Source organism: Rhizobium sp. KNZ14-9A, assembly GCF_056755015.1.
The window spans coordinates 397,964-424,176 of the sequence record NZ_JBPGXB010000001.1 but is presented as its reverse complement, the minus strand read 5'-3'; the positions used below and the strand labels follow the sequence as shown (position 1 = coordinate 424,176).

General features: G+C 58.4%; 27 protein-coding genes and 5 pseudogenes. 19 read left to right on the top strand and 13 right to left on the bottom strand.

Features of this window, described 5'->3' with window-relative positions:
- Positions 1-133 precede the first annotated feature (133 nt).
- From ligD to ku (ACR9ZQ_RS02205), 3 genes are read right to left on the bottom strand one after another with little or no spacing between them, the layout of a single operon-like run.
- Complete coding sequence (gene ligD, locus ACR9ZQ_RS02215; RefSeq protein WP_481426737.1) at positions 134-1,165, bottom strand: non-homologous end-joining DNA ligase; 1,032 nt, start codon at positions 1,163-1,165, stop codon at positions 134-136.
- Complete coding sequence (ku, locus tag ACR9ZQ_RS02210; RefSeq protein ID WP_481426736.1) at positions 1,162-1,974, bottom strand: non-homologous end joining protein Ku; 813 nt, start codon at positions 1,972-1,974, stop codon at positions 1,162-1,164. Before ku (ACR9ZQ_RS02210) ends, ligD begins: the two co-directional genes overlap by 4 nt.
- A gap of 12 nt (positions 1,975-1,986) precedes the next feature.
- Positions 1,987-2,889 (bottom strand): non-homologous end joining protein Ku, encoded by a 903-nt coding sequence (gene ku, locus ACR9ZQ_RS02205; protein ID WP_310384313.1) that lies wholly within the window; start codon positions 2,887-2,889, stop codon positions 1,987-1,989.
- A 199-nt stretch (positions 2,890-3,088) separates the two neighbouring features.
- Here ku (ACR9ZQ_RS02205) and ACR9ZQ_RS02200 point away from each other — a divergent pair, with 199 nt between their 5' ends.
- Entirely contained in the window at positions 3,089-3,265 is a 177-nt protein-coding gene (locus ACR9ZQ_RS02200; protein ID WP_310384311.1) for a hypothetical protein, read from the top strand.
- A 3-nt stretch (positions 3,266-3,268) separates the two neighbouring features.
- Positions 3,269-4,043: pseudogene (gene xth, locus ACR9ZQ_RS02195) on the top strand (exodeoxyribonuclease III).
- Positions 4,044-4,104: 61 nt separating this feature from the next.
- Here the strand turns inward: xth and ACR9ZQ_RS02190 are convergent.
- From ACR9ZQ_RS02190 to ACR9ZQ_RS02170, 5 genes and pseudogenes are all read right to left on the bottom strand, one after another.
- Positions 4,105-4,275, bottom strand: a complete 171-nt coding sequence (locus ACR9ZQ_RS02190) for a cold-shock protein (protein ID WP_310384309.1) — start codon at positions 4,273-4,275, stop codon at positions 4,105-4,107.
- 77 nt (positions 4,276-4,352) lie between these two features.
- Positions 4,353-4,937 carry an alpha-ketoglutarate-dependent dioxygenase AlkB gene (locus tag ACR9ZQ_RS02185; protein WP_481426735.1) on the bottom strand — a complete coding sequence of 195 codons (585 nt, stop codon included), beginning with the start codon at positions 4,935-4,937 and terminating at the stop codon, positions 4,353-4,355.
- A gap of 27 nt (positions 4,938-4,964) precedes the next feature.
- Complete coding sequence (locus ACR9ZQ_RS02180; RefSeq protein ID WP_310384305.1) at positions 4,965-5,159, bottom strand: hypothetical protein; 195 nt, start codon at positions 5,157-5,159, stop codon at positions 4,965-4,967.
- Between the two features lie 50 nt (positions 5,160-5,209).
- Positions 5,210-5,442 (bottom strand): annotated as a pseudogene (gene rpsU / locus ACR9ZQ_RS02175) (30S ribosomal protein S21).
- Positions 5,443-5,469: 27 nt separating this feature from the next.
- A complete protein-coding gene (locus ACR9ZQ_RS02170; protein ID WP_310384303.1) occupies positions 5,470-5,622 on the bottom strand; it encodes a hypothetical protein in 153 nt (50 codons plus the stop codon).
- A 572-nt stretch (positions 5,623-6,194) separates the two neighbouring features.
- On the opposite strand from ACR9ZQ_RS02170, the gene ACR9ZQ_RS02165 reads away from it, so the two are divergent.
- Together ACR9ZQ_RS02165 and ACR9ZQ_RS02160 are read left to right on the top strand one after the other, a co-directional pair.
- A complete protein-coding gene (locus tag ACR9ZQ_RS02165; RefSeq protein WP_481426734.1) occupies positions 6,195-6,518 on the top strand; it encodes an I78 family peptidase inhibitor in 324 nt (107 codons plus the stop codon).
- A 681-nt stretch (positions 6,519-7,199) separates the two neighbouring features.
- On the top strand, positions 7,200-7,436 hold the full coding sequence (locus ACR9ZQ_RS02160; protein ID WP_310384300.1) for a DUF6894 family protein: 237 nt from the start codon (positions 7,200-7,202) through the stop codon (positions 7,434-7,436).
- A gap of 429 nt (positions 7,437-7,865) precedes the next feature.
- Here ACR9ZQ_RS02160 and ACR9ZQ_RS02155 read toward each other — a convergent pair whose 3' ends face one another.
- Entirely contained in the window at positions 7,866-8,033 is a 168-nt protein-coding gene (locus ACR9ZQ_RS02155) for a hypothetical protein (protein ID WP_481426733.1), read from the bottom strand.
- Between the two features lie 462 nt (positions 8,034-8,495).
- Here ACR9ZQ_RS02155 and ACR9ZQ_RS02150 point away from each other — a divergent pair, with 462 nt between their 5' ends.
- Complete coding sequence (locus ACR9ZQ_RS02150; protein WP_310384293.1) at positions 8,496-8,759, top strand: DUF982 domain-containing protein; 264 nt, start codon at positions 8,496-8,498, stop codon at positions 8,757-8,759.
- Between the two features lie 176 nt (positions 8,760-8,935).
- Here the strand turns inward: ACR9ZQ_RS02150 and ACR9ZQ_RS02145 are convergent, their stop codons facing one another.
- Positions 8,936-9,127 carry a hypothetical protein gene (locus ACR9ZQ_RS02145; RefSeq protein WP_481426732.1) on the bottom strand — a complete coding sequence of 64 codons (192 nt, stop codon included), beginning with the start codon at positions 9,125-9,127 and terminating at the stop codon, positions 8,936-8,938.
- A 1,450-nt stretch (positions 9,128-10,577) separates the two neighbouring features.
- Here ACR9ZQ_RS02145 and ACR9ZQ_RS02140 point away from each other — a divergent pair.
- Positions 10,578-11,397: pseudogene (locus ACR9ZQ_RS02140) on the top strand (agmatinase); the annotation flags it as partial.
- Positions 11,398-11,709: 312 nt separating this feature from the next.
- On the opposite strand, the gene ACR9ZQ_RS02135 reads toward ACR9ZQ_RS02140, so the two are convergent.
- Positions 11,710-12,048: a GNAT family N-acetyltransferase gene (locus tag ACR9ZQ_RS02135; protein WP_481426731.1), complete on the bottom strand. Its 339-nt coding sequence runs from the start codon at positions 12,046-12,048 to the stop codon at positions 11,710-11,712.
- Positions 12,049-12,409: 361 nt separating this feature from the next.
- On the opposite strand from ACR9ZQ_RS02135, the pseudogene ACR9ZQ_RS02130 reads away from it, so the two are divergent.
- The 5 genes and pseudogenes from ACR9ZQ_RS02130 (at position 12,410) to ACR9ZQ_RS02110 (ending at position 15,006) form a co-directional block, all read left to right on the top strand.
- Positions 12,410-13,287, top strand: a pseudogene (locus tag ACR9ZQ_RS02130) (alpha/beta fold hydrolase).
- A gap of 40 nt (positions 13,288-13,327) precedes the next feature.
- Complete coding sequence (locus tag ACR9ZQ_RS02125) at positions 13,328-13,654, top strand: hypothetical protein (RefSeq protein WP_310384284.1); 327 nt, start codon at positions 13,328-13,330, stop codon at positions 13,652-13,654.
- Positions 13,655-13,710: 56 nt separating this feature from the next.
- Entirely contained in the window at positions 13,711-14,283 is a 573-nt protein-coding gene (locus tag ACR9ZQ_RS02120; protein WP_481426730.1) for a CGNR zinc finger domain-containing protein, read from the top strand.
- Between the two features lie 44 nt (positions 14,284-14,327).
- On the top strand, positions 14,328-14,534 hold the full coding sequence (locus ACR9ZQ_RS02115; protein ID WP_439019165.1) for a helix-turn-helix domain-containing protein: 207 nt from the start codon (positions 14,328-14,330) through the stop codon (positions 14,532-14,534).
- 244 nt (positions 14,535-14,778) lie between these two features.
- Positions 14,779-15,006 (top strand): CopG family transcriptional regulator, encoded by a 228-nt coding sequence (locus ACR9ZQ_RS02110; RefSeq protein ID WP_439019322.1) that lies wholly within the window; start codon positions 14,779-14,781, stop codon positions 15,004-15,006.
- Between the two features lie 127 nt (positions 15,007-15,133).
- On the opposite strand, the gene ACR9ZQ_RS02105 is transcribed toward ACR9ZQ_RS02110, so the two are convergent.
- Positions 15,134-15,826, bottom strand: coding sequence for a GntR family transcriptional regulator (locus ACR9ZQ_RS02105; protein WP_310384280.1), 693 nt, complete (start codon positions 15,824-15,826; stop codon positions 15,134-15,136).
- 147 nt (positions 15,827-15,973) lie between these two features.
- Here ACR9ZQ_RS02105 and ACR9ZQ_RS02100 point away from each other — a divergent pair, with 147 nt between their 5' ends.
- The 7 genes and pseudogenes from ACR9ZQ_RS02100 (at position 15,974) to ACR9ZQ_RS02070 (ending at position 23,766) form a co-directional block, all read left to right on the top strand.
- Positions 15,974-16,978, top strand: coding sequence for an ABC transporter substrate-binding protein (locus ACR9ZQ_RS02100; protein ID WP_310384278.1), 1,005 nt, complete (start codon positions 15,974-15,976; stop codon positions 16,976-16,978).
- Between the two features lie 62 nt (positions 16,979-17,040).
- A complete protein-coding gene (locus tag ACR9ZQ_RS02095) occupies positions 17,041-17,859 on the top strand; it encodes an ABC transporter ATP-binding protein (protein WP_481426729.1) in 819 nt (272 codons plus the stop codon).
- 4 nt (positions 17,860-17,863) lie between these two features.
- Entirely contained in the window at positions 17,864-18,733 is an 870-nt protein-coding gene (locus ACR9ZQ_RS02090) for an ABC transporter permease (protein WP_439019162.1), read from the top strand.
- A gap of 40 nt (positions 18,734-18,773) precedes the next feature.
- On the top strand, positions 18,774-20,510 hold the full coding sequence (araD, locus tag ACR9ZQ_RS02085) for an L-arabinonate dehydratase (RefSeq protein ID WP_310384272.1): 1,737 nt from the start codon (positions 18,774-18,776) through the stop codon (positions 20,508-20,510).
- Positions 20,511-20,524: 14 nt separating this feature from the next.
- Positions 20,525-21,250 (top strand): ribonuclease activity regulator RraA, encoded by a 726-nt coding sequence (locus ACR9ZQ_RS02080; RefSeq protein ID WP_439019161.1) that lies wholly within the window; start codon positions 20,525-20,527, stop codon positions 21,248-21,250.
- Between the two features lie 209 nt (positions 21,251-21,459).
- Positions 21,460-22,125 (top strand): annotated as a pseudogene (locus tag ACR9ZQ_RS02075) (IS6 family transposase).
- A 252-nt stretch (positions 22,126-22,377) separates the two neighbouring features.
- The gene (locus ACR9ZQ_RS02070) at positions 22,378-23,766 is read left to right on the top strand and encodes an enoyl ACP reductase FabMG family protein (protein ID WP_481426728.1); all 1,389 of its coding nucleotides are present in this window, start codon (positions 22,378-22,380) and stop codon (positions 23,764-23,766) included.
- A 311-nt stretch (positions 23,767-24,077) separates the two neighbouring features.
- Here ACR9ZQ_RS02070 and ACR9ZQ_RS02065 read toward each other — a convergent pair whose 3' ends face one another.
- Positions 24,078-24,980, bottom strand: a complete 903-nt coding sequence (locus ACR9ZQ_RS02065; RefSeq protein WP_439019159.1) for a LysR family transcriptional regulator — start codon at positions 24,978-24,980, stop codon at positions 24,078-24,080.
- Positions 24,981-25,089: 109 nt separating this feature from the next.
- Between ACR9ZQ_RS02065 and ACR9ZQ_RS02060 the strand changes: the two genes are divergently transcribed.
- Positions 25,090-26,172: a 4-oxalomesaconate tautomerase gene (locus tag ACR9ZQ_RS02060; protein WP_481426727.1), complete on the top strand. Its 1,083-nt coding sequence runs from the start codon at positions 25,090-25,092 to the stop codon at positions 26,170-26,172.
- Positions 26,173-26,213: the final 41 nt, after the last annotated feature.

The following is a 26,213-nucleotide window of genomic DNA, read 5'->3' as shown; positions in this document are numbered from 1 at the left end:
CGAAAGACGACGCCTCCAGCAAAGCCAGCCCTGTCATCAGCGGCTGACGTAATCGATTTGGTTTTTGGCATGTTTTGATTCAAGAGTGCGGCCAGAAAAAATTCTGGCCTTTTTGCGTGGGCCGGCCCGCCACTCAATCTAGCGCGTAAACCGCCGCGTTATCCTGAACTTCCCGAAGTCCCTTGTAGGACGCGTGCCGCAAATTGCCGTCGTCGGTCCAGCCCCGGAACTCGATCTCGGCAATCAGCGTCGGCTGGGCGAAGATATAGTTCTTGCCCTTCAGCGGAACGACAGGCGTCCTGGTCTTCAACATATCGAGCGTCGTCTTCAGGTATGTCGCGTCCTTTTCCTTGAAGCCCGTGCCGACGGCGCCGACATAGACCCAGTCATGGCCGCGGCGAGCCGCAAGCAAAAGGCTGCCGATCCCGCCTCGCGCGGCGGCTGACTGCTCGTACCCAATGATCATGAAGCTTTCGCTCTGGACGCACTTGATTTTCAGCCAGTCTCCCGTCCGGCCGGAGCGGTACGGGCTGTCGCGGTGTTTGGCGATGATACCTTCCATCCCAAGCAAGCGGGCGTTTTCCAGAAGCTCGGCGCCGTCGCCTTGCACCTCTTCGGAAAGCTGTATCGCACCAACCGCGCCATCGAGCAGATCTTCTAATAGGTGCCGGCGGAGCGACAGCTCAGTCTTCGTCAGATCGTGCCCATCGAAATACAGGAGGTCGAAGGCGAATAGGATGGACTTTGTCGAGGCCCGTTTGCCGCCGCGTCCGCCTAGCGATCGCTGCAGCGCTCCGAAGTCGGAGCGGCCCTCACCGTTGAGGACGACAGCCTCCCCGTCGAGGATCGCTGTCCCGCCCCCAAGCTCCTTAGCTGCAGCCGCAATTGTTGGGAACCGGTGTGTCCAGTCGTGGCCGCCGCGGGTGATGATCCGAACACCGCCTGGCTCGATGTGAATTGCCAGGCGATAGCCATCCCATTTAATTTCGTAGGCCCAGTTGGGGCCTGCCGGTGGGACGGACTTTAACAGTGCGAGGCATGGCTCGACCCGATCGGGCATTGGATCGAAAGGAAGGTTCGGCTGCGCGGGATCGCGCTTACGGCGCGGCTGGGATTTCGCGGTGAAGCTGTCGTCGTGCAGCAACGGCTTGGCGCGTTTGCTCATTTGCCGTTCCGGCTTTCCGCCGCTACCGACTTTTTCAAGGCATCCATGATATTGATAACGTTACTCGCCGCGGGCGACGAGGCCGGCGTCTTGACCTTGGTCTTCGTTGGCTTCTTCAGCGTCTTCTTCTTTTCGGCGATGATATCGAGCAGCCGGTCCTGCACCGGATCGATCACCATCTTCGGATTCCAGTGCTGCGTCTGCTTTTTGATCAATTGCTGCACCAAAGGCATCATGTCGGAATCCTCCGTCTCATCGCCGATGCCTGCAAAATAGGTATCCTCGTCACGGACTTCATCCCCAAATCGCAATGTCCAAAGTACAATGCCCCTGCCGCGCGGTTCCAGCATGACGGCGCGTTCGCGGCGGGAGATGACCAGCCGGGAGATGCCGACCATGTCCTGGGCTTCCATCGCGTCACGGATGACCGAAAACGCTTCCTGCCCCACCGGGTCGTTGGGCGACAGATAGTAGGGGGTGTCGAGCCAAATCCACTCGACGCTGTCGCGCGGCGTGAACGTCGAGATGTCGATCGTCTTGGTGCTTTCGAGGGCGACGTTCTCCAACTCCTCGTCTTCCAGAATGACGTATTCGTTCTCACCGCGCTGGTAGCCCTTCACCTCGTCTTCGTCCTTCACCTCTTTACCGGTGACGGAGTCGACGTAATGGCTGACCAAGCGGTTCTGGGTCTCGCGGTTCAGGGTATGGAAGCGCACCTTCTCGTTCTCGGAGATCGCTGGCATCATCTGCACGGGACAGGTTACGAGGGAGAGCTTCAGATAGCCTTTCCAGTAGGGGCGGACAGCCATTCCTTCCTCCGATCAGCTCGCGCGGCGCGTCGGCGCAGCAGCAGACTTGGATTTCGCAGCCACAATAGGCTTGGTCGCCTTCTGCCGGCCAGCGCCCTTATTGGCATTGGCGGCGGTGCGTTTCGGCTCCGCTTTCTTCGCGACCAGACCGGCGCTCTCGCGCAGGGCCTGGAGAAGATCGCTCTGCTTGGATTCTGCGGGCGCTTTCTTTTTCGGCAGCGAACGACCTTCGATCTTGGCCTTCACCAGCTCGGCAACGGCTGTTTCGTAGCGATCTTCAAATGTACTGGCGTCGAAGCTTCCCTTCTTGGTGCCAATGATGTGCTCGGCAAGCTCCAGCATCTCGCCTTCGATCTTGAGATCTGGGAGTTCCTCGAAGGCTTCCGCCGATGAGCGGACTTCGTAGTCGAAGTTCAGCGTGGTAGCGATCAAACCCTTGCCATGCGGCCGGATCAGTACCGTGCGCATACGGCGGAAGAGCACCGTACGCGCGATCGCCGCGACTTTGGCTTTCTTCATGCCATCGCGCAGCAGCATGAAGGCATCGGTACCCATCTTGTCGGGTGCCAGGTAATAGGGCTTGTCGAAATAGACGTCGTCGATTTCGTTGCAGGGAATGAACGCGTTGATCTTCAGGGTCTTGTCGCTCTCGGGTACGGCGGCCGCGACCTCATCCGGCTCGAGAATAATGTACTGGCCGTTTTCGATCTCGTAGCCTTTGACCTGATCGTCCCGCTCGACCGGATCACCCGTTTCGCTGTCGACGAACTCGCGCCTCACACGATTGCCAGTCTTGCGGTTCAGCGTGTTGAAGGCAATGCGGGCCGACGATGATGCGGCGGTGTAGAGAGCCACGGGACAGGCAACCTCTCCGAACTTGATGAAGCCCTTCCAATTCGCTCGCGGAGCAACCATGACGCAATCTCCCTACACGACCTAGGCGATTCAAGCGAATCGGCATGGAATTGTTCCGAGTTCGAAACGAATCATTTTTCAATGACTTAGCGCGATTAGGCCCGCCCGTTTTGCGAGTCCTGCGTAAAGTCCTGATTCGCATGCATCTTTTGGACGCCACGCGCGTTTTGGTGTGCAGCAACCACGAAGGAGTCCCGCCATGAGCAAACGCGAACTGATCGACACCGGTACCGACAAACGCTATGTCCGTCGTGACAAGGAAGGGAAGTTCAAGGAAAGCGTCGAGGTCTCGAGGTCGCTGTCAGCCGACGCGCGCCACGATGCCAAATACGACGCCAAGCCGGGCCAGGGCGACAGGGGCGATCGCAAGCACTGACGGATGAAGCTCGCCCCGTACAACGCCAGGGGCATCAACGGACGGGCTCGACGTGCGGCTTCGCTGGCTGGACGAGGCGAAGGCCGACGTCGTTTGCCTGCAGGAACTGAAGGCGCCGGACGAGAAGTCTCCCCCGAGAGACAGAGCGCGCCTGGTACGGTGCGATCTGGCACGGCCAGAAACCCTTGAATGGCGTTGCGGTCCTCGTCCGCGATCAGGACCCGCGCGAAACGCGTCCAGGACTTCCAGGCGACCCCGACGACAGCCGCAGCCGCTACATCGAAGCGGCGATCGACGGTATCGTCGTGGGTTGTCTTTATCTTCCAAATGGGAATCCCGCGCCTGGCCCAAAGTTCGACGACAAGCTCCGCTGGTTCGAACGGTTGCACGCCTACGCGGATGAACTGCTGGAACTCGATGTGCCAGTGGCGCTCGTCGGCAACTTCAACGTCTGCCGACAGACCTCGACGTCTACAAGCCGGAGCGGTGGATGGACGACGCGTTGTTTCGTCCGGACGTGAGAGCCGCGTTCGCCGACCTCGTGGCCCTGGGCTGGACAGACGCGATGCGATACCTCCATCCCGATGAGCGCATCTATACATTCTGGAAGTATTTCCGGAACGCCTTCGCTCGTGATGCCGGTTTGCGCATCGACCATTTTCTGCTGAACCCGTCCCTGCCTGGACGGCTAACGGCGTGCGGTGTCGTCAAGTTTGCGCGTTCTTGGGAGCACACGAGTGATCATGCACCCACCTGGATTGAACTCGATGACCGGTAACTTACCTTATGGCCAGATACCCGTCTACCCGCCCCTCTCCCGGGAGTCTGCGGCGGAGATATCAATAGAAGGAGCGATTAGAATACTGAAGCGCGGTTCCGCTTTCCAATGTCGGTAGATTGGCTTCCTCAACCTTTGAGAGATGCAGGAAAACGTCGTCAGTGCCTTCGTCAGGCGTGATGAAACCGAAACCCTTAGCTGGGCTGAACCATTTCACCTTACCCGTGAGCATATATGATTTTCCTCTACGAGGAGAATTGCCTGAATTTTTGCAGCCGCCATTCGCATACGCGGTCGGCAATGGCTCCCTTAAGCACCGGGATTTAGTTCGCGAAAGGTAATCGAATAACGAAGCTTGTCGACCGCAGGGATGGAATGCTCCCAGACAGTTCGTGCATCACCCGCCATCACGTATGCCGATCCAGGTTCGAGAATAATCGAGCTGCGCTGCCACTTGTCGCCGTGGCGTCGCCTTAGCCTGAATGTGCACGGAGAGAGAAGCGAAATTCCCACCACCCGACCGAAGACAAATTTATCCTTGTGCCAGCCGATCGGAGCGCCGGAACCATATTCGGTCACCAAAGCCTGTTCCAACCGGTCGGGATCGATACCGGCGAAACTGCCGGCAAGCGCGCGCACGGGCAAAAGAAACGGCGGAATATCGTTGCCTCTCCGAACCCGCTGGGTATCGAAGTCGTATTTCCAGCCGTACGAAACCGTCCTGCGCTTGCCTTCGAAGCCGTGGAAATCGAATGCCGCGAACGGAAGTCCGGGCATCGTTTCCAGAAGGGCCCGCTGCAGATTGTCGGGGACGACATCCGGCGTATAACGAAACCCGTTCGGCAGCGCAGGCTCGATTGCACCGAAGAGGTCATGCTGTTCCATTATGCTCATATGCGGCTCTCAAAGTTGCCTATTGCCTCAATGGACGCTCGGCGTTTTCATCACGGTCGCGAAGTCCTCGGCGACCAGTTCGCTGACGGCGATCAGGATCTCCTCGCGCGAGAAACCCGTCTGCAGCGCACTGCGGATCAGGTCCTGAAGCTCAGGTTCTATGACGTCGCGGCAATCCTCCAGGCGCTCTTCGGAAATCGTTAGGCTGGTGAGTTCTTCCATTCGTTTATCCTTTCGAGGACTGTCGCACGGCGTCGGGGCGCGATAGGGCACTACCGAGCGGAGGCCTTCCGCGTCGGCGCGGCGATCAGCCCTTCACGCTGCAGCTTCTTGTGTGCGGCTTTGCGATGGCGGCTGATCGCCTGCGCCTTTTCCCGAACGCGGCGTTCGGACGGCTTTTCGTAAGCGCGCCCTTCCTTCATTTCGCGAAAAAGTCCTTCGCGCTGCATCTTCTTCTTCAGAACCCTGAGGGCCCGACATTGTTGTCTCTGACGAGCACTTGCATTGTCTTCTTCTCTTGTGAGCATCGTAATCAGCCGAGCTGTTCGGCGATAATTTCCTGCAGTTCGCGGCGTGTGAGGAGGCAGGGATATGGTTTCCACTTTCCGGTCGGTCGAACGACGGTCTCATCGCGATCCCGCGGCTTCGCGGCCGCAGGCGCGGCAGCGATGTTTATCTTGTTCAATGAGTTTCCTTTTGCCTGCCAATCGGCAGGCATCATCAGTACTTGTTGGATTGGCCCGTCACGAAACAGTCGGAGGGCGCCAGCTTGCCGTCGGCTAAAAAGACGACGGACGAATCCCAAAGGGTTGTCTGGCGAGTCCAAGACATGGGTACTCGCAAAGAATATTACAATCCCCCGGAGTGGGCATCCGTGCACCGTCACTAAAGGCGGCCACGGCGTTGAGCCCATTTGCAATACGCGAAAACGCGTCCGCCTTCGGCATGCCCCATCGCTACTGATTGCCGGACAGGGCAACGCGTCGTCCATTGCGTTCAGCGTGGGGTAATGCCCGACCAGTTCAGCCGCGAGTACGCGCGTCTATTTGGTCTGCCACCACTGCGAGATCTTGCCCATGCCCGGAACTGAGAGCGCATTGCCAGCGCCTTCCCTTGCTAAAGGTCAATCACAACCCGCCGCAAGATCGCCTTGAAAGGACTCGAATCGCCGGCCCCCGTCGTTCAGGTGGCTTATATCTGCGTTAAATTTTGAAATACTGCGCCGCACAAAGAAGCTGACCGCAATTCACAGAGCGCATGTGTCGTCGAACGAAAGAGGCAAAAGTCATGAGATCTACTCTTCGTATTACGCCTATTCTTGTTTTCCTCAGCACCATTCCGGCTTTGGTGGCTTGCTCCGCAGGCTCTGAAATTCCCCGTGGTCGGTGCGATCCCGAAGCTGCACGCGCGCTGGTCGGGCAACCAAAGCCGACCGACAAGGAAGCCGGGCAACAAACTGGGGCAACCGTCGTACGCCAAATTGCACCCGGTCAGCCCGTCACCCATGATTTCCGAGATAACAGGGTGACCCTCGAGACCGATCCGACCTCCGGCCGCGTGGTGGGGGCAACCTGCGGGTAGGCCAGACAACAAGGTTGGCCGGTGCGATTTCGTCCTCGATGGTGATGAACATGGGTGGACCGCACATCCGACTTTAGTGGGGTCAAGGCTTCAATCCCCCGGCTGCACGGTCCGCGCGTGCAACTCGCGACGAAGAGTTAAGTTCCCCGAATCATCCGAGACTGCAACCTCCGACTATTGACTCCCGAAACAACGAGAACATAATAAGAACACGTTGCAAGGCAAGTGGGCCGCGCGGCGACCTCCTTGCCGCACACTCTCGGAACTCCGCGCGGCCCTCAACCTTGATCGCAACATCGTCCCAAAGACGTTTTTGACGAGATCCGCCTGCCAAACAAGCAGGTCGTACGCTGGCGCTTGTCGATCACGAAAACCGGTGGGAGATTGCAGCCTACCGCATTCCGTCAGGCAGCGAGCTTCTGATGTTTGTAACTGGCGAGCCAATCCAGCGATCGTCCGCGGGCGGCCCGAACCTTTTGCTGAACAACATTGCGCGAAAACAAAAACGGCAAACGGATGGAACTTTCCGTCCACAACCCCGTTTGACGCGCGGATCGTGCGGCGAACCCTTTCCGTGGTGATCCCTTCAAAGCCCTGCGGTTCGTTGCGCGGTCCACCTCGCCGGGAACTTCTCGCCCTTTTTTCCGTTACAGCAACTCGGTACGCTTTGAGGGACTGAACATGCCGGTTTTTTATTTCCATGTTCGAAATGGCGAAAACTTCGAAGAAGATCCAGAGGGGATTGATCTCCCTACAATTGAGAAGGCGGAAGAGGAAGCTATTCTCGGAGCGAGGGAAATTCTAGCGGAAAGGCTGCGGTCTGGTGAGGTCGTCGACGGCCAGTCCTTCGTCATCACTTCTGAAGATGGTCGCGTTCTTCGCGAGGTCCCTTTCAAATCTGTGTTGAAGTTCGACTAGCGCAGATCGGATAGTATCCTAATTACTTACTTGTCCTGGCGGCCGATGTTTCGTCATATTTACTGCCGGCCCTTACTTTCTGCCCCCGTAGCGAACCGTGCACCCCGAGGCGTTAGGCAGAAATGCGGGACCGGCACCATCGCTTGGCTTCACCTCGTATTCAGTTTCGACCTGCGAGGATCAGCAATAATGCAGCCTATTTGGTAGGCAAGTGCACGAAGCCAGGGCCAACGGCAAATCATTAACCGAACTAATCGAGACCTATGGCGATGCCTTGAGGTCCAGAGAGAAATACCAGACCGATAGCGGTAATCACGGAATGGTTGTCGCTCACTATATAAGCGTCTGCATGAATTGGAGGAGCACCTCCTATAGAGCCTGATCCCCAACAAGCGGTAGTAGCGCTTTATCCGGCGGGTGGCTGGTGAGCTAGCCGCCATTTTGCGCCGCAGACAGCCGCTGGCGCTCCATCCGATCGATCGGTTCTCTCAAGTCGAGCAAGATATCCCGAGCGTCGTAAACCGAGCCCCGAGGCGTCTTGACCTCATCGATCTGGCGCTGCTGGTCGATGAAGCGCTGGTCATAGTTGCCGAACACTCGGTCCAGTTCCTCCCGCGGCACCTGGGCGTCACGTAGTTCCTTGACGCCAGAATCGGCCTGGCGCGGTCTTCTGCGCTGCGCTGAGTGCTCCTTCCGGTTCCTTCCGAGTGACCATCTTGTCAGCGAGGATGCTGACAGACTGCTTCAAGTCGTTGGTCGCCTCCCGGATCGGGATATAAGCCAAGCCGCCCAGCATGACGGCAACGTCCAAGAATTGGGGCCCATATCGCAGTACAGCTCGACAGCATGCATTGGCTTGTCATTTTCATCCACGAGAACGGCGGCGTTTCGACGGTGTTGGACAGCGACGATTTCATCGACGTGATCCTGGATCAGGCCAAGAGCGCGACGCTGTGACCGCCGGCACATGTCACGCGGTTTTCACACGACAGTCTGCATCCTCACGTTTAGGTTCTCGCGCGATACGGGTGGCCAGGCGTTTTGTGGAGTTACTGCGTTATGAAAATCGACATGTCGACCGAATTTGATCAAGTCATCCTCATCTTCGAGGATCCAAGCCGCCGGCTGATAGTTCGAACCGCTCTTGAGGCTGCCAACGCTTTGATCAAGGAGTGGCCATCAGATGACGGCGAGGAATTTCTAACCGCGGTGAAAGCTTGTCTCGACGTGATGACGGGAAAAACCAGTAGCAGGGAGCTGAGAAGCGCTATTCTCCGGGCAGCTAACGAAGCTGGTGTGGCCGCGGTCGCCGTCATCCATTGAAAATCTCCACCCGCATCGAGGCGCTGGCCGAGCCGGACCCGACTGGCGGGCCCAGTTGCAAACACCGATCGGCCACTGTCACGAGTTGTTGAGTATCGCTGAGCCCGTTCGCCTCTTATCTCTTAGACGTGCTCTCCGACTGCCGCGGAAGGACCCGCCATGAGCAAATGCAGGAATTACAAAAACCGGGCCATGCCCCCGCACATTTTTCGCCGCGCCAGCTCAGCATTCTGGCCCTCGTCGATGCCGCTGGACTGCCGGCAGAGGCCGATGGTGCGTTGGTGCGGGAGGCGAATTCCCATCTGAGCGACGCGGAAATCATCGAGGTGTTCGGGCGTGATCGGCCTTGCCTTCACCGTCTCCTGCATCACCGTTTCGCTGGATATCGCACCGGACGGCGAGCCCTTCAAGCATATGGATGCTCTGACGTCCGCACTCAGTCCGTGAAGCGCGCCTTCGCCGTAGAGGCCATCATCATCCCACGCTGGACTTATTGGCAATCTATATCACGACAAAAACCATCAGACGATGATGGGGCGGTGGCGGGATAGCATCTGGTTGTCATTTCATTGACATCCACCGCTTATATGTCGGCCTCGCTGATGCTGCCCCATCAGTCGGAGAAGGGTCCCTTCGTCCTAACTCAGGGTCCTTCTCCACCCATCGCAATTTTTGCTCTGCTGGGCCGGCACTCTGACGCGGGCAGTTAGTTGAGAAGCTGCGATCGACTAAGCAAATTTACGGCCGTGCCCTTGAGCGTATCAATCGTGCTCAATGGCGCCTTTGCCTACAATAGCCTGCTCTAACAGCGTGGCAACCTTATCGGCGGCAGGGCCATCACCAGGGACGGGATAAGTACACCTGAGGTCGCGAAGTTGATCTCTCAGTTCCCTGAGGTCCACCGTCATGCGGCACCACGGTCTTCGCACTTGGTCCCAATCAGGCAATGATAGGACGAACCAGGCGACTGACAAAAATTAGCTCCATCATCGGAACTTTACAGGTCTCCCAAAGTTGAGCGCAAGGATCGTGCGGCGAGATCTCCAGTCAACCTGCCCATAAGGCGTCGCGCGATCCCCTGTTTAGCCCCCCAAAACTGGCCCGTTTCGGCGGGCTCTTTTTCGATCGCAGCGACCTCTTTATTTTTCTGGGAACCTTTCCTTGAACTTTGCGTTCACGAAGCCGTGGGGATGTACGCATGTCGCGCGCTTCTCCATTTTTCCAGTCCGCTCTCCTAGCCCCGCCCTACGCGGGGCTTTTTTCGCTCGATCGTTTCCCACAACAATTTATAGCCTGTCGCCTCTTTGCGAGGCAAATGATGAGAGGGCGCTAAGGGCGGCCTTTCTAGCATCGGACTTTGGTCCGATTCTATCCGCAAATTTCGTCCTGCTGGCGCCCTGAGATCTGAATGGGCGCTGGCAACATCAGATTTTTTCCCTATTCCCTCAGTGTATCAGCGGGAACGCCCTTCGGAAGGTGATAACCGGCACGCGACAACGGCCACCCGCTGCGCTGACGATTGTTTATATTGTCGAGGCTTAGTCAGGCGTTTTCCGGCAATGATCCACGATGAAGATAAACCCTCCGGCACTGCGTTTCCGATTCGTCATCCTCATTGCCGGGGCCGCGATCATCGGCAGTCTGGCATGATCATCGGGCCATCGGACACCAGCACGGTCTGGGTGCCTGATAGTTCAGCCGGCCATCGGTCTCCATTGATGAACATGGCCGTGAGGCGTACTTCATGCCTGTTGCTATCAGCGATTTTCTCCGCGCGACGGCGTCGGGTCGGCTTTGATGTCGGTTCCGACAGCCAGACGAGGCATTCGCGAGGCGTCGACACTTTTCGCCTTCGGCCACGCCGGCGGCTATGACACCTACCTGGAAGGCCTACGCATCGTCGATCTCGGTGACGCCGATATCGTCCATACCGACACGATGAAGAGCCATGCCAATATCGAATATGGCGTGCGAAAGATCCTGGCCGCCGGCGCGCTTCCGGTCGTGCTCGGCGGCGGCCATTCGGTCAACATTCCCTGCATCAACGCCTTCAGCGAGCAGGAGCCGATCCATGTCGTGCAGTTTGATGCGCATCTCGACTTCGTTGACGAGCGCCACGGCGTTCGCTTCGGCCATGGCAGTCCCGCTGCGCCGCGCCTCGGAAAAACCCTGGGTCACCGGCATGACCCAGCTCGGCATCCGCAATGTCTCCTCTACCGCCAAGGAAGGTTATGATTATGCCCGGGCGCAGGGCTCAGATATCCTCTCGGTCCGCCAGATCCGCAAGCTTGGTGTCGATGCCGTTCTGGAGCGTGTTCAGGCTGGGAAACGCTATTACCTGACGATCGATATCGACGGCTTCGATCCGTCGATCGCGCCGGGCACTGGGACCCCGAGCCATGGCGGCTTCATCTACTATGAGGTCCTGGAACTGATCGCCGGGCTTGCCAAACGTGGCACGATCATCGGCGTCGATCTCGTCGAAGTGGCGCCGGATTACGACCATACAGGCTCGACGGCCATCTTGGCAGCCCAGCTGCTGCTCAACACGATTGGCAGAATCTTCATAAACGCGAAGCAGCAGTGTTCTTACACAAACCCGACACGAGCGCTATTCGGGAAGCCTTATACAAATTGATATGTTTAGTTACAGAGGCGGGTGAAAGGGCGTCGAATAGGAAAGCTAATCGCTCTGCACTCATCAAGTTTGGAAGCAACAAACGCTATCCAAGATGCATCAAAGGGACGCAAAATTGATCGAACGTGCGGTCGGTTACCTTGTTTGCAATAAGACACCAGACGATAGAACGCAGTTAGTGCTTACTTCGTCAAATTTGGTCCGGCTCGGCCGGTTTCTGCGGTCAGTGCGTCCGCGACGACACCACGTGCGGTTTTTGTGGACGCCTATTCTTAGGCGACGCCTCCGATGCGGCGCGATCAATCGCCCAGGCTACTTCTCGAAAGCCGCGGGTGCGCATCCCTCGGGGCCATCGCGTTCGGCGATGATCTTAGCGTCGAACCACCGAGCAAGCTTCTCCCCGCGCTTGTTGCCGCTTGAGGTATTCCCGACGATCGTAGAAAGCCGCAGTCGGCTGAAGCCGTATCCGACCAGCGCTGCGGCCACATCGAACGCGAGCGCGAAATGGTCCGATTTTGCGGGAGCGAGTTCGACTCCGAGAACTGGCGCGTCGTCTCTCGACATACGAAGCCCCGCGCAGCCGCACGGCTCTCCCGTTCGTCCGTCGAAGATACCGATCTGGAAATTGTGCGTGGCGTAGCTTTGCTCCATTCGCTGAATAAATCGAAGAGATCATTAGGCCGCTGAACGTCTGAAGCTTCAAAGTCATAGAGCGCGAGATAGCGCGGATCCATCTGGTAACCCAGAAACGCGGCTCGATCCGCATCTGTGAAATCCCGCAAGAGAAAACGGGGATGCTCGATCATCAATGATGTCATTCGGCTCTTTTTCATTGTTGTACCGGTCGCAACGGCTTTGAATTTGGCAGCAGCCCGCATGGCTGCTTCGCGTTTGGCTAGGGGAACCGCGACAGACAGCTAACCATTAGCGCATCCAGGAGAATGGAACAAGAACCGTCTAAATGCATTATGACGGTTCCAATAGACGGGAGAAGCTGTTAGGAGAGAAAAGCATGACAAGACGCGAAATAACTCATCGTCGGGCCGCCATTGGCAGGCATACGCTGTTCCTCCGGGAAGCGGGACCGAGGAGCGCTCCCGTTCTGCTCCTGCCGCACGGATACCCGTGCTCTTCCTATCAGTTCCGGAGGTTGATGCCGGCGCTCGCCGATCAGTGGCGCACCGTAGCCTTCGACTGGCCGGGTTTTGGCTACAGCGACACGCCTGACCCCGCCGAGTTCGGCTATGACTTCGACGCTTACGCCGAGGTGCTCGGCGATGTCGCTGAGGCGCTCCGCCTGGAGCGCTACGCGCTCTGGCTCCACGACTACGGCTCGCAGATCGGTCTCCGGCATGCCATCGCCCAGCCGGAGCGGATCGCCGCGCTGATAATTCAGAACGGCGACATCTACGAAGACGTGCTCGGCCCTAAATACGAGACGATCAAAGCGTGGTGGGCCGACAGGTCGCCCGAGAAGCACCGCCCTCTCGACGCGGCCGTAAGCGAGGACGGATTTCGTAAGGAGTTCGTCGGTGAAGTCTCGGAGGAGGTGGCAAGCCGAGTCCCCCTGACCTTTGGAAACTGCATTGGCCGCTCATGGACACCCCAACACGCAAAATGGTGTCAGTCGGCCTGATGGAAAAGCTGGAGCAGAACCTCGACTGGTTCCCGCGCTATCAAGCCTATCTGCGCGAGCACCGCCCGCCGACGCTGGTGGTGTGGGGCCCACAGGACGGCTACATGCCGGAGGCGTCGGCGCGAGCCTACCAGCGCGATCTCCCGGACGCCGAGTTCCACATTCTCAACGATGCCGGCCATTGGCTGCTGGAAACGCACTTCGAACAGGCGCTACCGCTCGTCCGCGAGTTCCTCTCTCGGGCGCTCCGATGACCGCGCCTCTAAGCGAAATCTCGAACTCGAGGAGACATACATGGTCACAAAGCCCACAATTGCACGTATCTGGCGCGGCCGTACTCGCTGCGACGTCGCCGACAGCTACGAGCCCTATTTGCGAGCCGAGGGCATCGCTCCGCTTCAGGAGGTTGCCTTAGGCGTCCAGCTCTTTCGAGAGGACCGGGACGAGGTGACGTGGTTCACGACTATCTCCTATTGGCCGGACATTGAGGCGATGACCGCCTTCACGAAGGGCGATCCGATCAAGGTTCATCATCTCGATCGCGACGCAGAGTTCTTAATCGAGCTGCCGGAGCGCATCGAGCTCCATCGCATCCTGATTGACAATCAGAGCCTGCGTTGAACTCGCCTCGTTCCAGGGCGACGGCGCCGATTAAGGAAACAAATGAAAGCTACGCGATGTCCCTGCCCCACCGCATTTCAGGCAATCTCGCGCTTGATCTCGCCAACACCATCAGTTGGCGCAGCACGGCCTGGGAAGTCGACCATTTGGCGACCTTCGATGACCTCTTGGCGTGGTCCAAAGAAGTCGGCCTGATAGGCGACGAGTTCGTCGCATCGCCGCCGGAGCAAAGGACACTGCTCGAGCAAGTCCTTGCGCTTCGCAAGGCGGTCTATGCGGCGGGTTCGGCGATCGCGAGCGGCCTCGATCCGCTGCGCACGGATTTGGACGTCATTCGCGATATTGCCGCGGTGGCCCTGCGCCATGCTTCGCTTTCCGGATCCCCGTACACATTGCATTTTGAGGGAATCTATCGTGTGACGGGCACCTTCGCATGGTCAGCCCTCGACCTGCTTCGTGGCGACGAACTCTCTCGACTGAAGCAGTGTCCACCGGATGATTGTCACTGGCTTTTCATCGATCGCACGAAGAACGGCTCAAGGCGCTGGTGCGACATGGGCACCTGCGGCAATCGCGCCAAAAAGATGGCGTACAGAAAGGGGCGCGTTAACCCGAAACAACTTCCATGAGCAGATAGCGGGACTCCGCACCGGGGCTGTCACGAAGCCATTTCATGGCACTGTTTCGCGATTTGGTCGGTACAACGCCGCAGGCTTATTTGACGGGATGGCGTTTGACTCTTGCTCGACGGAAGCTCGCCAAAGGAGGGAAGGTGAAGTCAGCGGCGCGTCAAGTCGGCTTTGGCAGCGCGGCGGCCTTCTCCGCGCATTCTTTCGCAAATTCGGGGACTGGCCATCAGTCCGGTCATAGGCGCGATTGAGGTTGCCGGGCGGTGCTGTTGACCTTAGCGTGCCATCTTTGAACCAAGGTTGCAGAGGCTGTTTCGTTGCGTCCAAGCTCCGCCGCCTTGAGCAGTTCGAACCGGAGACCCGTGGTTTGCGCACATTTGAGAATGTGATTTCAACGGTTTTCGCCGGCGAACAGATTGGCGCAATGGGAGCGTCCTTGGTACCCACATTGAGAAGGACGACCACTTGTTTTATATGATGCGTGATGAGGCGGATATGAGAACGACCTTGGCAATCGACGACGATGTTCTGATCGCCGCAAAAGCGATGGCCACCCAGCAGCACCGGAGCGTCGGCGAGGTCATTTCTGAGCTGGCGAGACGTTCTCTGCGTCGACCGCCCAGCAGCGGCGAGCGCAATTTCATTCCACTGCTCTCAACTCGGCCGGATACGCCGCCAGTGACGCTCGAAATCGTGAACTCCATGCGTGACGAACTGCCGTGACTTTCCTGCTCGACGTCAATCGCGCCAGGGGTGTTTGGATTGTCAGAGCCCATGTGAACTTCACCATGCAATGAGTGATGGTAACGGGTAAAACTGGTTCCGGCGGGACAGGTAAGCCTAATTGCGGTCATGGTCGAATGTAATCAGGGAATTCTGCACTGATAACGTCGATGATAGAAAGGGTACCCGAAAGGTGCTTCTTTAACGCCGCCGCAGCACTCTCCGGCTTGCCGGACGCCACGGCCTCAACAATCGCCTCGTGATCCGCGATCACCATCTGCATTTTTCCAGGCATTGGCAGGTTTAGGCGACGCAGTCGATCGAGGTGAACACTCTGGCGTCGAACATTTGCCCAGAGCTGCAGGATGCCGCTCCTTTCATAGAGTTTTCTGTGAAACTCGCGGTCGATGCCGTCGAATGTGTCGTAGGTTTCGGGCGTTGCCACCGCTTTCTGCCTGGCAAGAATTTCTCCAAGCTCGGCTGCGGTCTCGGCGGGCGCAGCCTCAGTTAACCTTCGCACCGCTTCGAGTTCGATCGATAACCGCAGGAACTGCGCTTGCCTGGCATGGTCGATATCGATCTTCGCCACAACCGTCGCATATTGCGGATAGACATCGACGATCCCTTCTTCCTGCAGCCGCATCAGGGCGTCACGTACCGGCGTCTGGCTGACCCCGAACTCCAACTGCAACGATGCCCGCGACAAAATCGTGCCCGGCACCAATTCCACCTTGAGAATCCGCTCCCGCAGAATTTCATGCACCTGTAGCGCCACCTGCCGCGAACGGTCCAGTTGGCTGCCCCTCATCACACTACCCATGCCATTTCCATCCACCTGCTCGCCATCGCAGTACTAAAACATAAAAGCGGGGTTGATGCACTGATGTTTTAGTGCTTCAATACATTATTCGCTTTTCACACTAGGCGAAACCCGGGCCGGGAGGGCTCGCACCTTGGGAGGAAAACCATGCGACTGTTGATCAGCGGCGTGACCGCAATTGTTATGGCTCTCGGCTTGGCCTGTCCGAGCCAGGCGCAGGACAAGACCAATATCTCCATCACCCGGCAGCCCGGCATTCTCTATCTTGCCAGCCATGTGATGGAGACGCAGAAACTCATCGAGAAGCAGGCTGCCAAGGAAGGCGTCGAGGGCGTCACCGTCGAATGGCGGACCTTCAGCGGCGGTGGCGCCCAGACCGACGCCCTGCTTGCCGGCAATGTCGATGTCGTCAACACCGGCACCGGCAACCTTCTGCTTCTGTGGGATCGCACCCGCGGCAAGGTGAAGGGCATCATCACCAGCTCGGCTCAGCCGGTGATCATGGTTTCCAACGACCCGCGCATCAAATCGCTGAAGGACATTGGCGAGGGCGACAAGATCGCCGTGCCGACCGTCGGCGTTTCCACCCAGGCGATTCTGCTGCAGATGGCGGCCGCCAAGATGTATGGCGACGATCAGGTCAAGAAATTCGATTCCAACACCGTGCAGCTCGGCCATCCGGATGCAGTGGCAGCCATCGCCAACTCCAAGCATGAAGTGAAGAACCACTTCTCCGCACCACCGTTCCAGTATGTCGAGCTGAAACAGCAAGGTGTCCACAAGGTCACGGATTCCCGCGAAATCCTTGGCGGTGCCCTGACCCAAGCCACCTTCTTCACCACCACGGCCTTCGCAGAAGCCAATCCGAAACTGGTCAAGGCACTGCGTACGGCAACCGAAGAGGCCGTCGCCTTCATCAAGAAGGATCCGAAGGCAGCCCTTGAAGCCTATAAGTCCGTCTCCGGCGACAAGACCAGCCTCGACGATCTTCTCGCCATGCTGAAGGAACCCGGCATGGACGAATGGCGCACCGACCCGCAGGGAACGATGAAGTTTGCCGCACATCTCAACAAGATCGGCACGCTGAAGACCATGCCAAAGGCCTGGACGGACTATTACCTGCCCGACAGCGCCTATCTCAACGGCAACTGAGCCCGTCGCGACACCAGCAGCGGCGGACACGCTCGCCGCTGCTCCTCTTAGGGAGTGAACCCATGATGCAGGCAAATATTGCCGCCGCCGAGCGCATTGCGCCGGCTGCCGACAAGGCACCGCTTCTGTCCGTTGACCACGTGACACTGCGCTACAAGACACCCAACCTTCTCATCACCGCCACCGAAGACGTCAGTTTCAATGTCCGCGAATCCGACCGTTTCGTGCTGCTCGGCCCTTCCGGCTGCGGCAAGTCCACGCTGCTCAAGGCCGTCGGCGGTTACATGACGCCATCTGCAGGCACGATCCACATCAACGGCCGTCAGGTGAAGTGTCCCGGGCCGGATCGCATGATGGTGTTCCAGGAATTCGACCAGTTGATGCCGTGGAAGACGGTGCTGGAAAACGTCATGTTCCCGCTTCTGGTCGCCCGCAAGCTGCCGAAGGCCGAAGCCGATGCGCTGGCCCGCCAGTATATCGACAAGGTCAAGCTCACCCGCGCTATCAACAGCTATCCGCACACGCTGTCGGGCGGCATGAAACAGCGCGTGGCGATTGCCCGCGGCATGGCCATGCAGCCGGACATCCTGCTGATGGACGAACCGTTCGCCGCCCTTGACGCGTTGACCCGCCGGCAGATGCAGGACGAACTGCTGCAGCTCTGGGAAGACACCAAGTTCACGGTCATCTTCGTTACCCACTCGATCGCCGAGGCGATCAAGATTTCCAACCGAATCCTGCTACTCTCGCCGCATCCCGGCCGGGTGAAGGCAGAGGTCGTCGATGTCGACAAGATCAGCCACGAGGACGGCAGCGCTGCAGCCCTCGAGCGCGACATCCATAACCTGCTGTTCTCGAACGAGCCCGGTCACAAGGAATAGAGCCATGCTGTCCGCAAACATCATTCTGGCGGCCGATGTCGAGGCCAACAAACCCTATGACAACATCAAGCCGGTGGAACAGAAGCTCAGCGCCTTCGAGACCCTGTGGGGCATCGGAGCATTGCGCAAGACGCTGCTGATCCTGACGCTCGCCATCATCTGGCAGGTCTACTCCTCCTATCTCGACAACCCGTTGCTGTTCCCGACGCTCACCGACACGATCGCCACGCTGATCGACCGCTTTGCCGACGGCACGCTGCCGGCCCGTATCTGGACGACGCTGCAGATCCTGTTCATGGGTTATGCTGTCGGCACCGTGCTTGCCGCGTTCCTGACCGTGCTTGCCATCAACACCCGCATCGGCACCGATTTCCTCGAAACCATGACGGCAATGTTCAACCCACTGCCGGCGATCTCGCTGCTGCCGCTGGCGTTGATCTGGTTCGGGCTGGGTGCCTCCAGCCTGGTTTTCGTCCTCGTCCACTCGGTGCTCTGGGCCGTTGCCCTCAACACGCATTCCGGCTTCCTTGGCGTATCGCGCACCTTGCGCATGGTCGGGGCCAACTATGGTCTCACCGGCATTTCCTACGTGCTGCGCATCCTCGTGCCGGCTGCCTTCCCGTCCATCCTCACCGGCCTCAAGATCGGTTGGGCCTTTGCCTGGCGCACGCTGATCGCCGCCGAACTTGTCTTCGGCGTCTCGTCCGGACAGGGCGGTCTCGGCTGGTTCATTTTCGAGAACCGCAACCTGCTCGACATCCCGGCCGTGTTCGCCGGCCTGCTCACCGTCATCATCATCGGCCTTATCGTCGAAAACCTGGTTTTCCAGACGATCGAACGCCACACCATCCAGAAATGGGGCATGAAGGAATAGCGTCAGGCTGTTCCTTCGCATTCCCGAGAAGGTCATTCCCATGACGAAAACAAAGACGCCCGAAACGCTGCGAAGCGCCCGCTGGTTCGCGCCCGACGACCTGCGAAGCTTCGGTCACCGGTCGCGCATGATGCAGCTTGGCTATGCGGAAGAGGACTTTCGCGACAAACCAATCATTGGCATTCTCGATACCTGGTCGGAACTCAACACCTGTCATTCGCATTTCAAGGAACGCGTGCAGGACGTGAAACGCGGCGTCAGCCAGGCCGGCGGCTTCCCGGTGCAGATGCCGTCGCTCTCCGTCGATGAGAGCTTCACCAAGCCGACCTCCATGCTCTACCGCAACATGCTGGCGATGGAAACGGAGGAAATGATCCGCTCGCACCCGCTCGACGGCGTGGTGCTGATGGGCGGTTGCGACAAGACCACGCCCGGCCTCGTGATGGGGGCGATTTCCGCCGGCGTGCCGATGATCTACCTGCCGGCCGGCCCGATGCTGCGCGGCAATTATGCCGGCAAGGTGCTGGGGTCAGGCTCGGACGCTTGGAAATACTGGGACGAACGCCGTGCCGGCAACGTTACCGATGAGGAATGGCTGGGCGTACAGGGCGGCATCGCCCGCTCCGCCGGCACCTGCATGACCATGGGCACCGCCTCGACCATGACCGCGATTGCCGATGCCATGGGCCTGACCCTGCCCGGCGCCTCGTCGATCCCGGCCGTTGATGCCAACCACCAGCGCATGTCGGCCTCTTGCGGCCGTCGCATCGTCGACATGGTCTGGGAAGATCTTACCCCCGACCAGATCATCACCGACGCCGCCTGCCGCAATGCCGCGATCGTTGCCATGGCCACGGGCTGTTCCACCAATGCCATCGTGCACCTGATCGCCATGGCGCGCCGCGCCGGCGTCAACCTGACGCTCGACGACCTTGATGCACTCGGCCGCGTCACGCCTCTCATCGCCAATGTCCGGCCCTCCGGAAAAGACTACCTGATGGAGGACTTTTTCTATGCTGGCGGTTTGCGCGCGCTGATGAAGCAGATCGAGGATCGGCTCGAACTTTCCGCCTTGACCGTGACCGGCAAGACCATGGGTGAAAACCTCGAGGGTGCGCAGGTCTATAACGACGACGTCATCCGCCCGCTTTCCAACCCGGTCTATCATGAGGGATCGCTCGCCGTGGTGCGCGGCAATCTCTGTCCCGACGGGGCTGTGATCAAACCTGCCGCCTGCGATCCGAAGTACCATGTGCACCAGGGCCCGGCCATGGTGTTTGACAGCTACCCGGAGATGAAGAAGGCGATTGACGACGAGAATCTCGATGTCACGCCCGACCATGTTCTCGTGCTGCGCAATGCCGGCCCTCTCGGCGGACCCGGCTTTCCCGAATGGGGCATGTTGCCCATCCCCAAAGCCCTGATCAAAAAAGGCCACCGCGACATGCTGCGCATCTCCGATGCCCGCATGTCCGGCACATCCTACGGTGCCTGCGTGCTGCACGTGTCGCCGGAGAGCTATGTCGGCGGGCCGCTGTCGCTTCTGAAAAACGGCGATATCGTCCGTCTCGATCTGCCCAATCGTCAACTGGACATGCTGGTCGGCGAGGATGAGCTTGCCCGCCGCAAGGCCGAATGGAAGGCGCCTGAACCCCGCTTCCAGCGCGGTTACGGCTGGATGTTCTCCCGCCACGTGACCCAGGCCGACCAAGGCTGCGATTTCGATTTTCTGGAAACCGGTTTCGGCAAAAATGCCGGCGAGCCGGATATCTATTGAGGAAGGGAATACAGATGACCGATTACGTGCTGAGTGACGCGACCCGCGCCAAGTTCAAGAAGATCTCGACCGCCTCGATTGCCACGGCGCTGTTCAAGCGCGGCCTGCGCAACCAGTTCATCCAGGGCGTGGTGCCGGTTGCCGCGAAGGCGGATACCATGGTCGGCCAGGCCTTTACGCTGCGTTATATCGTGGCCCGTGAGGATCGCAACCCGATCACCGTCTTCCGCAACGCCGACCACCCGCAGCGCGTGGCGATCGAGACCTGCCCTGCCGGCCATGTGCTGGTCATGGATAGCCGCAAGGACGCTCGCGCCGCCACCGCCGGTTCCATCCTTATCACCCGACTGGCGCTGCGCGGTGCCGCCGGCGTCGTCACCGATGGCGGCTTCCGTGATGCCGCAGGTATCGGCGCACTCGACATGCCCGCCTATCACGCAAGACCGTCCGCTCCCACCAACCTCACCCTGCACGAAGCGATCGACATCAACGTGCCCATCGCGTGCGGCGACGTCGCCGTGTTCCCAGGAGACGTTGTGGTCGGCGATCGAGACGGCGTGATGGTAATCCCAGCTCATCTTGCGGAAGAACTTGCCGAGGAATGCACGGCGATGGAAAGCTACGAGGATTTTGTCCTCGAGCAGGTCAAGGCTGGCGAAGCCATCATCGGTCTTTACCCGCCCACCAAGGATGAGCACCTAGAAAAATACGAAACCTGGCGACAAACACGTGGGTGCTAAAAGCCGGTTCGTGTAAGCCCTAGGTGGAATTGAACCCATTGACAGTGGTCATGATGACGGGGTCGAACGTCGATGCGCTCGTTTTACGTTGTTTATCGATGATAAAGTCAGTTATCATGGATACAAGTTGAGGTAGGGATGTGGCGTTGGCAGTCGGAGCGGCATCGTCAACTTAACGAAGCGTGGATGTCGATGTGAGATGACGGACCATGACAGACCGTGATCCGCTGTACCGCCGCCATCGCTTTCCCGCTGAAATCATCGCGCATCCTGTCTGGCTCTATTTGCGTTTTCCTCTCAGCTTGCGGATGGTCGAAGACATGCTGGCGGCACGAGGGATTATTGTCTCGCATCAAACGGTCCGGCTTTGGGCAGAGAAATTCAGCCGGTCGTCTTGGTGACAAGTGGCACCTCGACGAGGTTGTCGTTTCGATCCGCGGCAAGAAGCACTGGCTCTGGCGCGCCGTCGATCAGGACGGTTTCGTCCTCGACGTTCTGGTGCAAAGTCGTCGCAATGCAAAGGCAGCCAAGCGTCTGATGCGCAAGCTGTTGAAGAGCCAGGCGCGCGCGCCGCGTGTGATGATCACCGACAAGCTTCGATCCTACGACGCTGCAAAGCGCGAGATCATGCCAAGTGTCGAACACCGTTCACATAAAGGATTGAACAATCGAGCGGAGAATTCCCATCAGCCAATCCGGCGGCGAGAGCGGATCATGAAGCGCTTCAAGTCACAGCGCCATTTGCAGCGCTTCGTCTCCATCCATGATCCGATTGCCAACCTGTTCCACATCCCCGCCACGACATCTCATCCAGCCATCATCGAGACCTGCGTTCAGAGGCAATGAACCTGTGGGCAAAAATCGCTCGGACGTGAGCCGCCACAGTGCAAGCTGGCTACGACTGCCTCGTGCCCGTTAAGTTTACAATGCCCTTGATAGAGAGCGGCAGCTTGGAATGCGCGTCAAATGCCGATACGGGCTTGCCCCCTGCCTGCGGCAGCTTGAAGAGCAGTGATGTAAGGGCTTTTGAAGCTTCACGTTTCGACATCATCCGTCATTTTAAATGACTTTCCATCGAGAACGACTGTGTTCAATAAGTCATCAACGACTATTGGAGCGGTGACTCGATGGAAAAACCGATCGCGCTGGAGAATATCTCCGAAAATACAGTGTTTCGCAAAGGCGACGTCTTCGTTCTCTTCGGCGAATTGTTCGGTCGCGGCTACGCGACCGGCCTTCTCGACCAAGTCCGGAAAGTCGGAATGCGGATCGTCGGAATTACGGTCGGGCGGCGCGACGAAAAGAATGTCCTGCGGCCTCTGACCGACGATGAGCTCTGTGAAGCGGAAGCAAGGCTCGGCGGAACAATCATAAACGTTCCGCTGATGGCTGGCTTCGATCTCGACGCGCCAGCAGACGGTCCCACGCCTACCGACCTTCTTGCCGGGCTAACGCTCGAAAGCTGGGAGCGTGAAAGGCTTGACTGGGAATATATAGAAAAATGCCAGGCCGTAGGGACGGCACGGTTTACGGATTCATTGTCGCAGGTCATGACCATCCTCGACGGCATGATTGCCGACGGGAGCAACGTTTTCTTTGCCCATACGATGGCCGGAGGCATTCCCAAGGCAAAAGCCTTCCTGGTCGTCGCCAACAGAATCTACAAGGGAACGGGACCGCGACACATGTCGTCGCAAGCCCTGGTCGAAAGCGATATGGGCAAACTGATCCTTCGCAATTTCGACGAGGTGTCGGCAAACACCTTCCGCCATCTTATCGATTTCAGCGCGGCGATCCGGGAGCGCGTGGAAGCCTCGGGCGGCCAGGTTAGGTACACGGCATATGGCTATCACGGCACGGGTATCCTGATCGACGGAGAATACCGGTGGCAGACATACACGAACTACACGCAGGGCTACGCCAAGATGCGCCTTGAAGGTATTGCCGAGGATGCCTGGGCGATGGGCGTGAAGGCGAGCGTCTACAACTGTCCCGAGATCCGGACCAATTCATCCGACGTATTCACGGGCATTGAACTGCCTCTCATACCCCTTCTGCTTGCGCTGAAGAAGGAGAACGGTGGCGAATGGGCGGCCGAACAATGGCGAAAATGCCAAGAGCTTCTGGCGGATGGTTTCACGATAGATGACGTCATCCGCAAGATCAGTGACCTGCAGGCGAGCGAAGTCATGACCCCTTTCTATAACTTCTCCGCGTGGCCGATGCCCAACAACCAGGGACAGGCCGACCTGACGATCGGCACGTCGAACCAGATCACCTCGATGCACCGTGACAGCAAAGTCATGATCAGCGATCTCCTGAGCGCTCTGGTCGTGGAAGCGACCGGACAACTTATTTTCGGTGCATCATCTTCACCTTCCGGGCCAGTCCGGTGGCTCAACCACGACATCGTGGCCCGCCGCCTCAATGCTTCCCACGGAGAATACAAGACTACATCGAAAGGTAAAACACGCCGATCGTGTGATGACGCTGCATCAAGGCTGGAGATTGCCTGACTGTTAAATGGCCATGGGGGTCAGGTGCTGCCCAGCAACAATCCCTATGCTGATCTAGCAACATCACCTCATTATTCGGTCGTTCGAACGCGGATCCGCCCTTTCGGAGGAGCCGTCGCAGGCATATCCACCATCCTGTCTGCCGATTGGCACCAAATGAAATCCTCAAGAAACATGAAAATGAAGGTTGCGAATTCTGTTCGGAGATCGGATCGGGAGAGCGGGCTTCCAGACGATCAACTTCATAGCTCTCACGATGGCGACCGGTACGCCGAGCGTGGCGTTCTCGCCAACATAAACCCGTTTGCCGCTCAGCTTTCTTCTGCCCACGTCCCAATCAACATGGTCATGAAGCGCTCTGCCGCCGGCGAAAGCGTCCCACCGCGACGGCGCACAATGCCGATCGTTCGCGAGATTTCAGGATTGCGAATAGGTCTCGTGACGAGGAATGGGTGCTCTTCCTGCGGAGTAGCGAGTTTCGGCAGAACCGAAATTCCAAGCCCGGCCTCCACCAAACCAAGCGATGTTGAAAGATGTGTGACTTCGTAGGACCAACGCAGTTTCAGGTTCGATTTCGCCAGCGCTGCATCGAGAAGCGTACGGTTGCCGCTGGACCGGTGAACTGTAATCAGTTGATAGGGCGCCAGATCGTCCCATTCGAGTTCGCTCTTCGCTGCCAGCGGATGATCCTTGCGTGCCGCCAGAACGAATGGATCTTCGATGAGCCTCTCGAAGATGAGGTCGGGATCTGAAAAACCCATGATATTGATGCCGAACTCCACCTCGCCGCGGGCGACTGCCTGCAGACCGTCGGTGGCCGGCAGATCGAGAATGCGAAAACGAATATTCGGATACTCGGCGCTGAACTGCTTAATGACGGTCGGCAAAAAGTAGAAAGCGGCCGTTGGCAGACATGCGATCGTCACAAGGCCGCTGCGCTGAGATCCGACGTCACGCACTGCAAACAGCGACGTGTCGAACTCCTCGAGCATGCGCCGCACCAGGGGGATCAGCTCCGCGCCAAGCGCGGTTGTCGAGACATGACGTGTGGTGCGCTCGAGCAAGGGCGCCCCGATTGCCAGCTCCAGCTTCTGAATTCGACGGCTGAGTGCCGGCTGGGACAGATTGAGCGCTTCGGCAGAGCGATGGAAGTTTTCCAGTTCGACGACCGATAGAAATGCGCGCAGATCCAATATCTCGCAATTAATGCTCATAACGCATCATTCCCTCTGATATTAGCATTTCACATATCAATCATTTTGCCGCTTACTGCAACAAAGAAGCTGATTGATATTTAAATCACATCAGTATGCGGGCACAACCATGAACGACCTGATTTCCATTCCCTGTGTTCTGATGCGAGGTGGTACCTCCAAGGGGCCGTTCTTTCTCGCATCCGATCTTCCATCGGATGCGCGTCAACGCGATCAGATCTTGCTTTCGGTCATGGGCTCTGGTCATCCTCTGCAGATTGACGGTATCGGCGGTGGAAACCCGGTCACCAGCAAGGTTGCCATCGTTGGCCCTGCAACCGTGTCGGATGCTGATGTGGATTATCTCTTCGCCCAGGTTCGCATCGATCAGCAGTTCGTCGATACCGCTCCCAATTGCGGAAACATGCTGGCCGCCGTCGGGCCGTTCGCGATCGAGGCCGGATTGGTCCAATCGACTAGCGGCGTAACCCGCGTGCGTATCCACAATGTCAATACCGGCAAACTGATCGAAGCCGAGGTTCCGACCCCCGATGGCCGTGTCGCCTACTTGGGAGATGCTTCGATCGATGGTGTGCCCGGCAATGCGGCGCCGATCGCCTTGACGTTCATGGATGCTGCCGGGGCACGCACAGGCAAGCTTTTTCCCACCGGCAACCCGCGCGACAGCATTGACGGAATCGATGTCACTTGCATCGACTGCGCTATGCCAATGATGCTGCTTGAGGCCGGCGCCCTCGGCGTGACCGGCAATGAAACCACCGCCGAGCTCAATGCCAACGGTCCATTGCTCCAGCGGCTCGAAACTTTAAGGCTCGAAGCCGGCCGGCGCATGGGTATGGGTGACGTCAGCAATCAGGTCACGCCAAAGCCAGTTCTCATCTCCAGGCCCAACAGCGGCGGCGATCTCGGTGTGCGCTATTTCATGCCGCATCAGTGCCACCCATCTCTCGCAACGACCGGTGCGGTCGGCATAGCCACGGCCTGCATCAGCGACGGAACCGTCGCCTCGCGGCTGATCGGAGACCGCAAGCCACCGGTCATTCTCGTTCTCGAACATCCAAGCGGCCGTTTGGAAGTGAAACTGGGTACCCGCGACGGCAAGACCGTTGCTGGAATCCTGCGTACGGCCCGGCGCCTCTTCGAAGGCCAGGTCTTTGCAAAACCTATCGCGCAAATGGTTTGCGCGGCATAATCGAAAGTGGTTGCCGGGAGGGCGCCACGCATCAGGGAGGA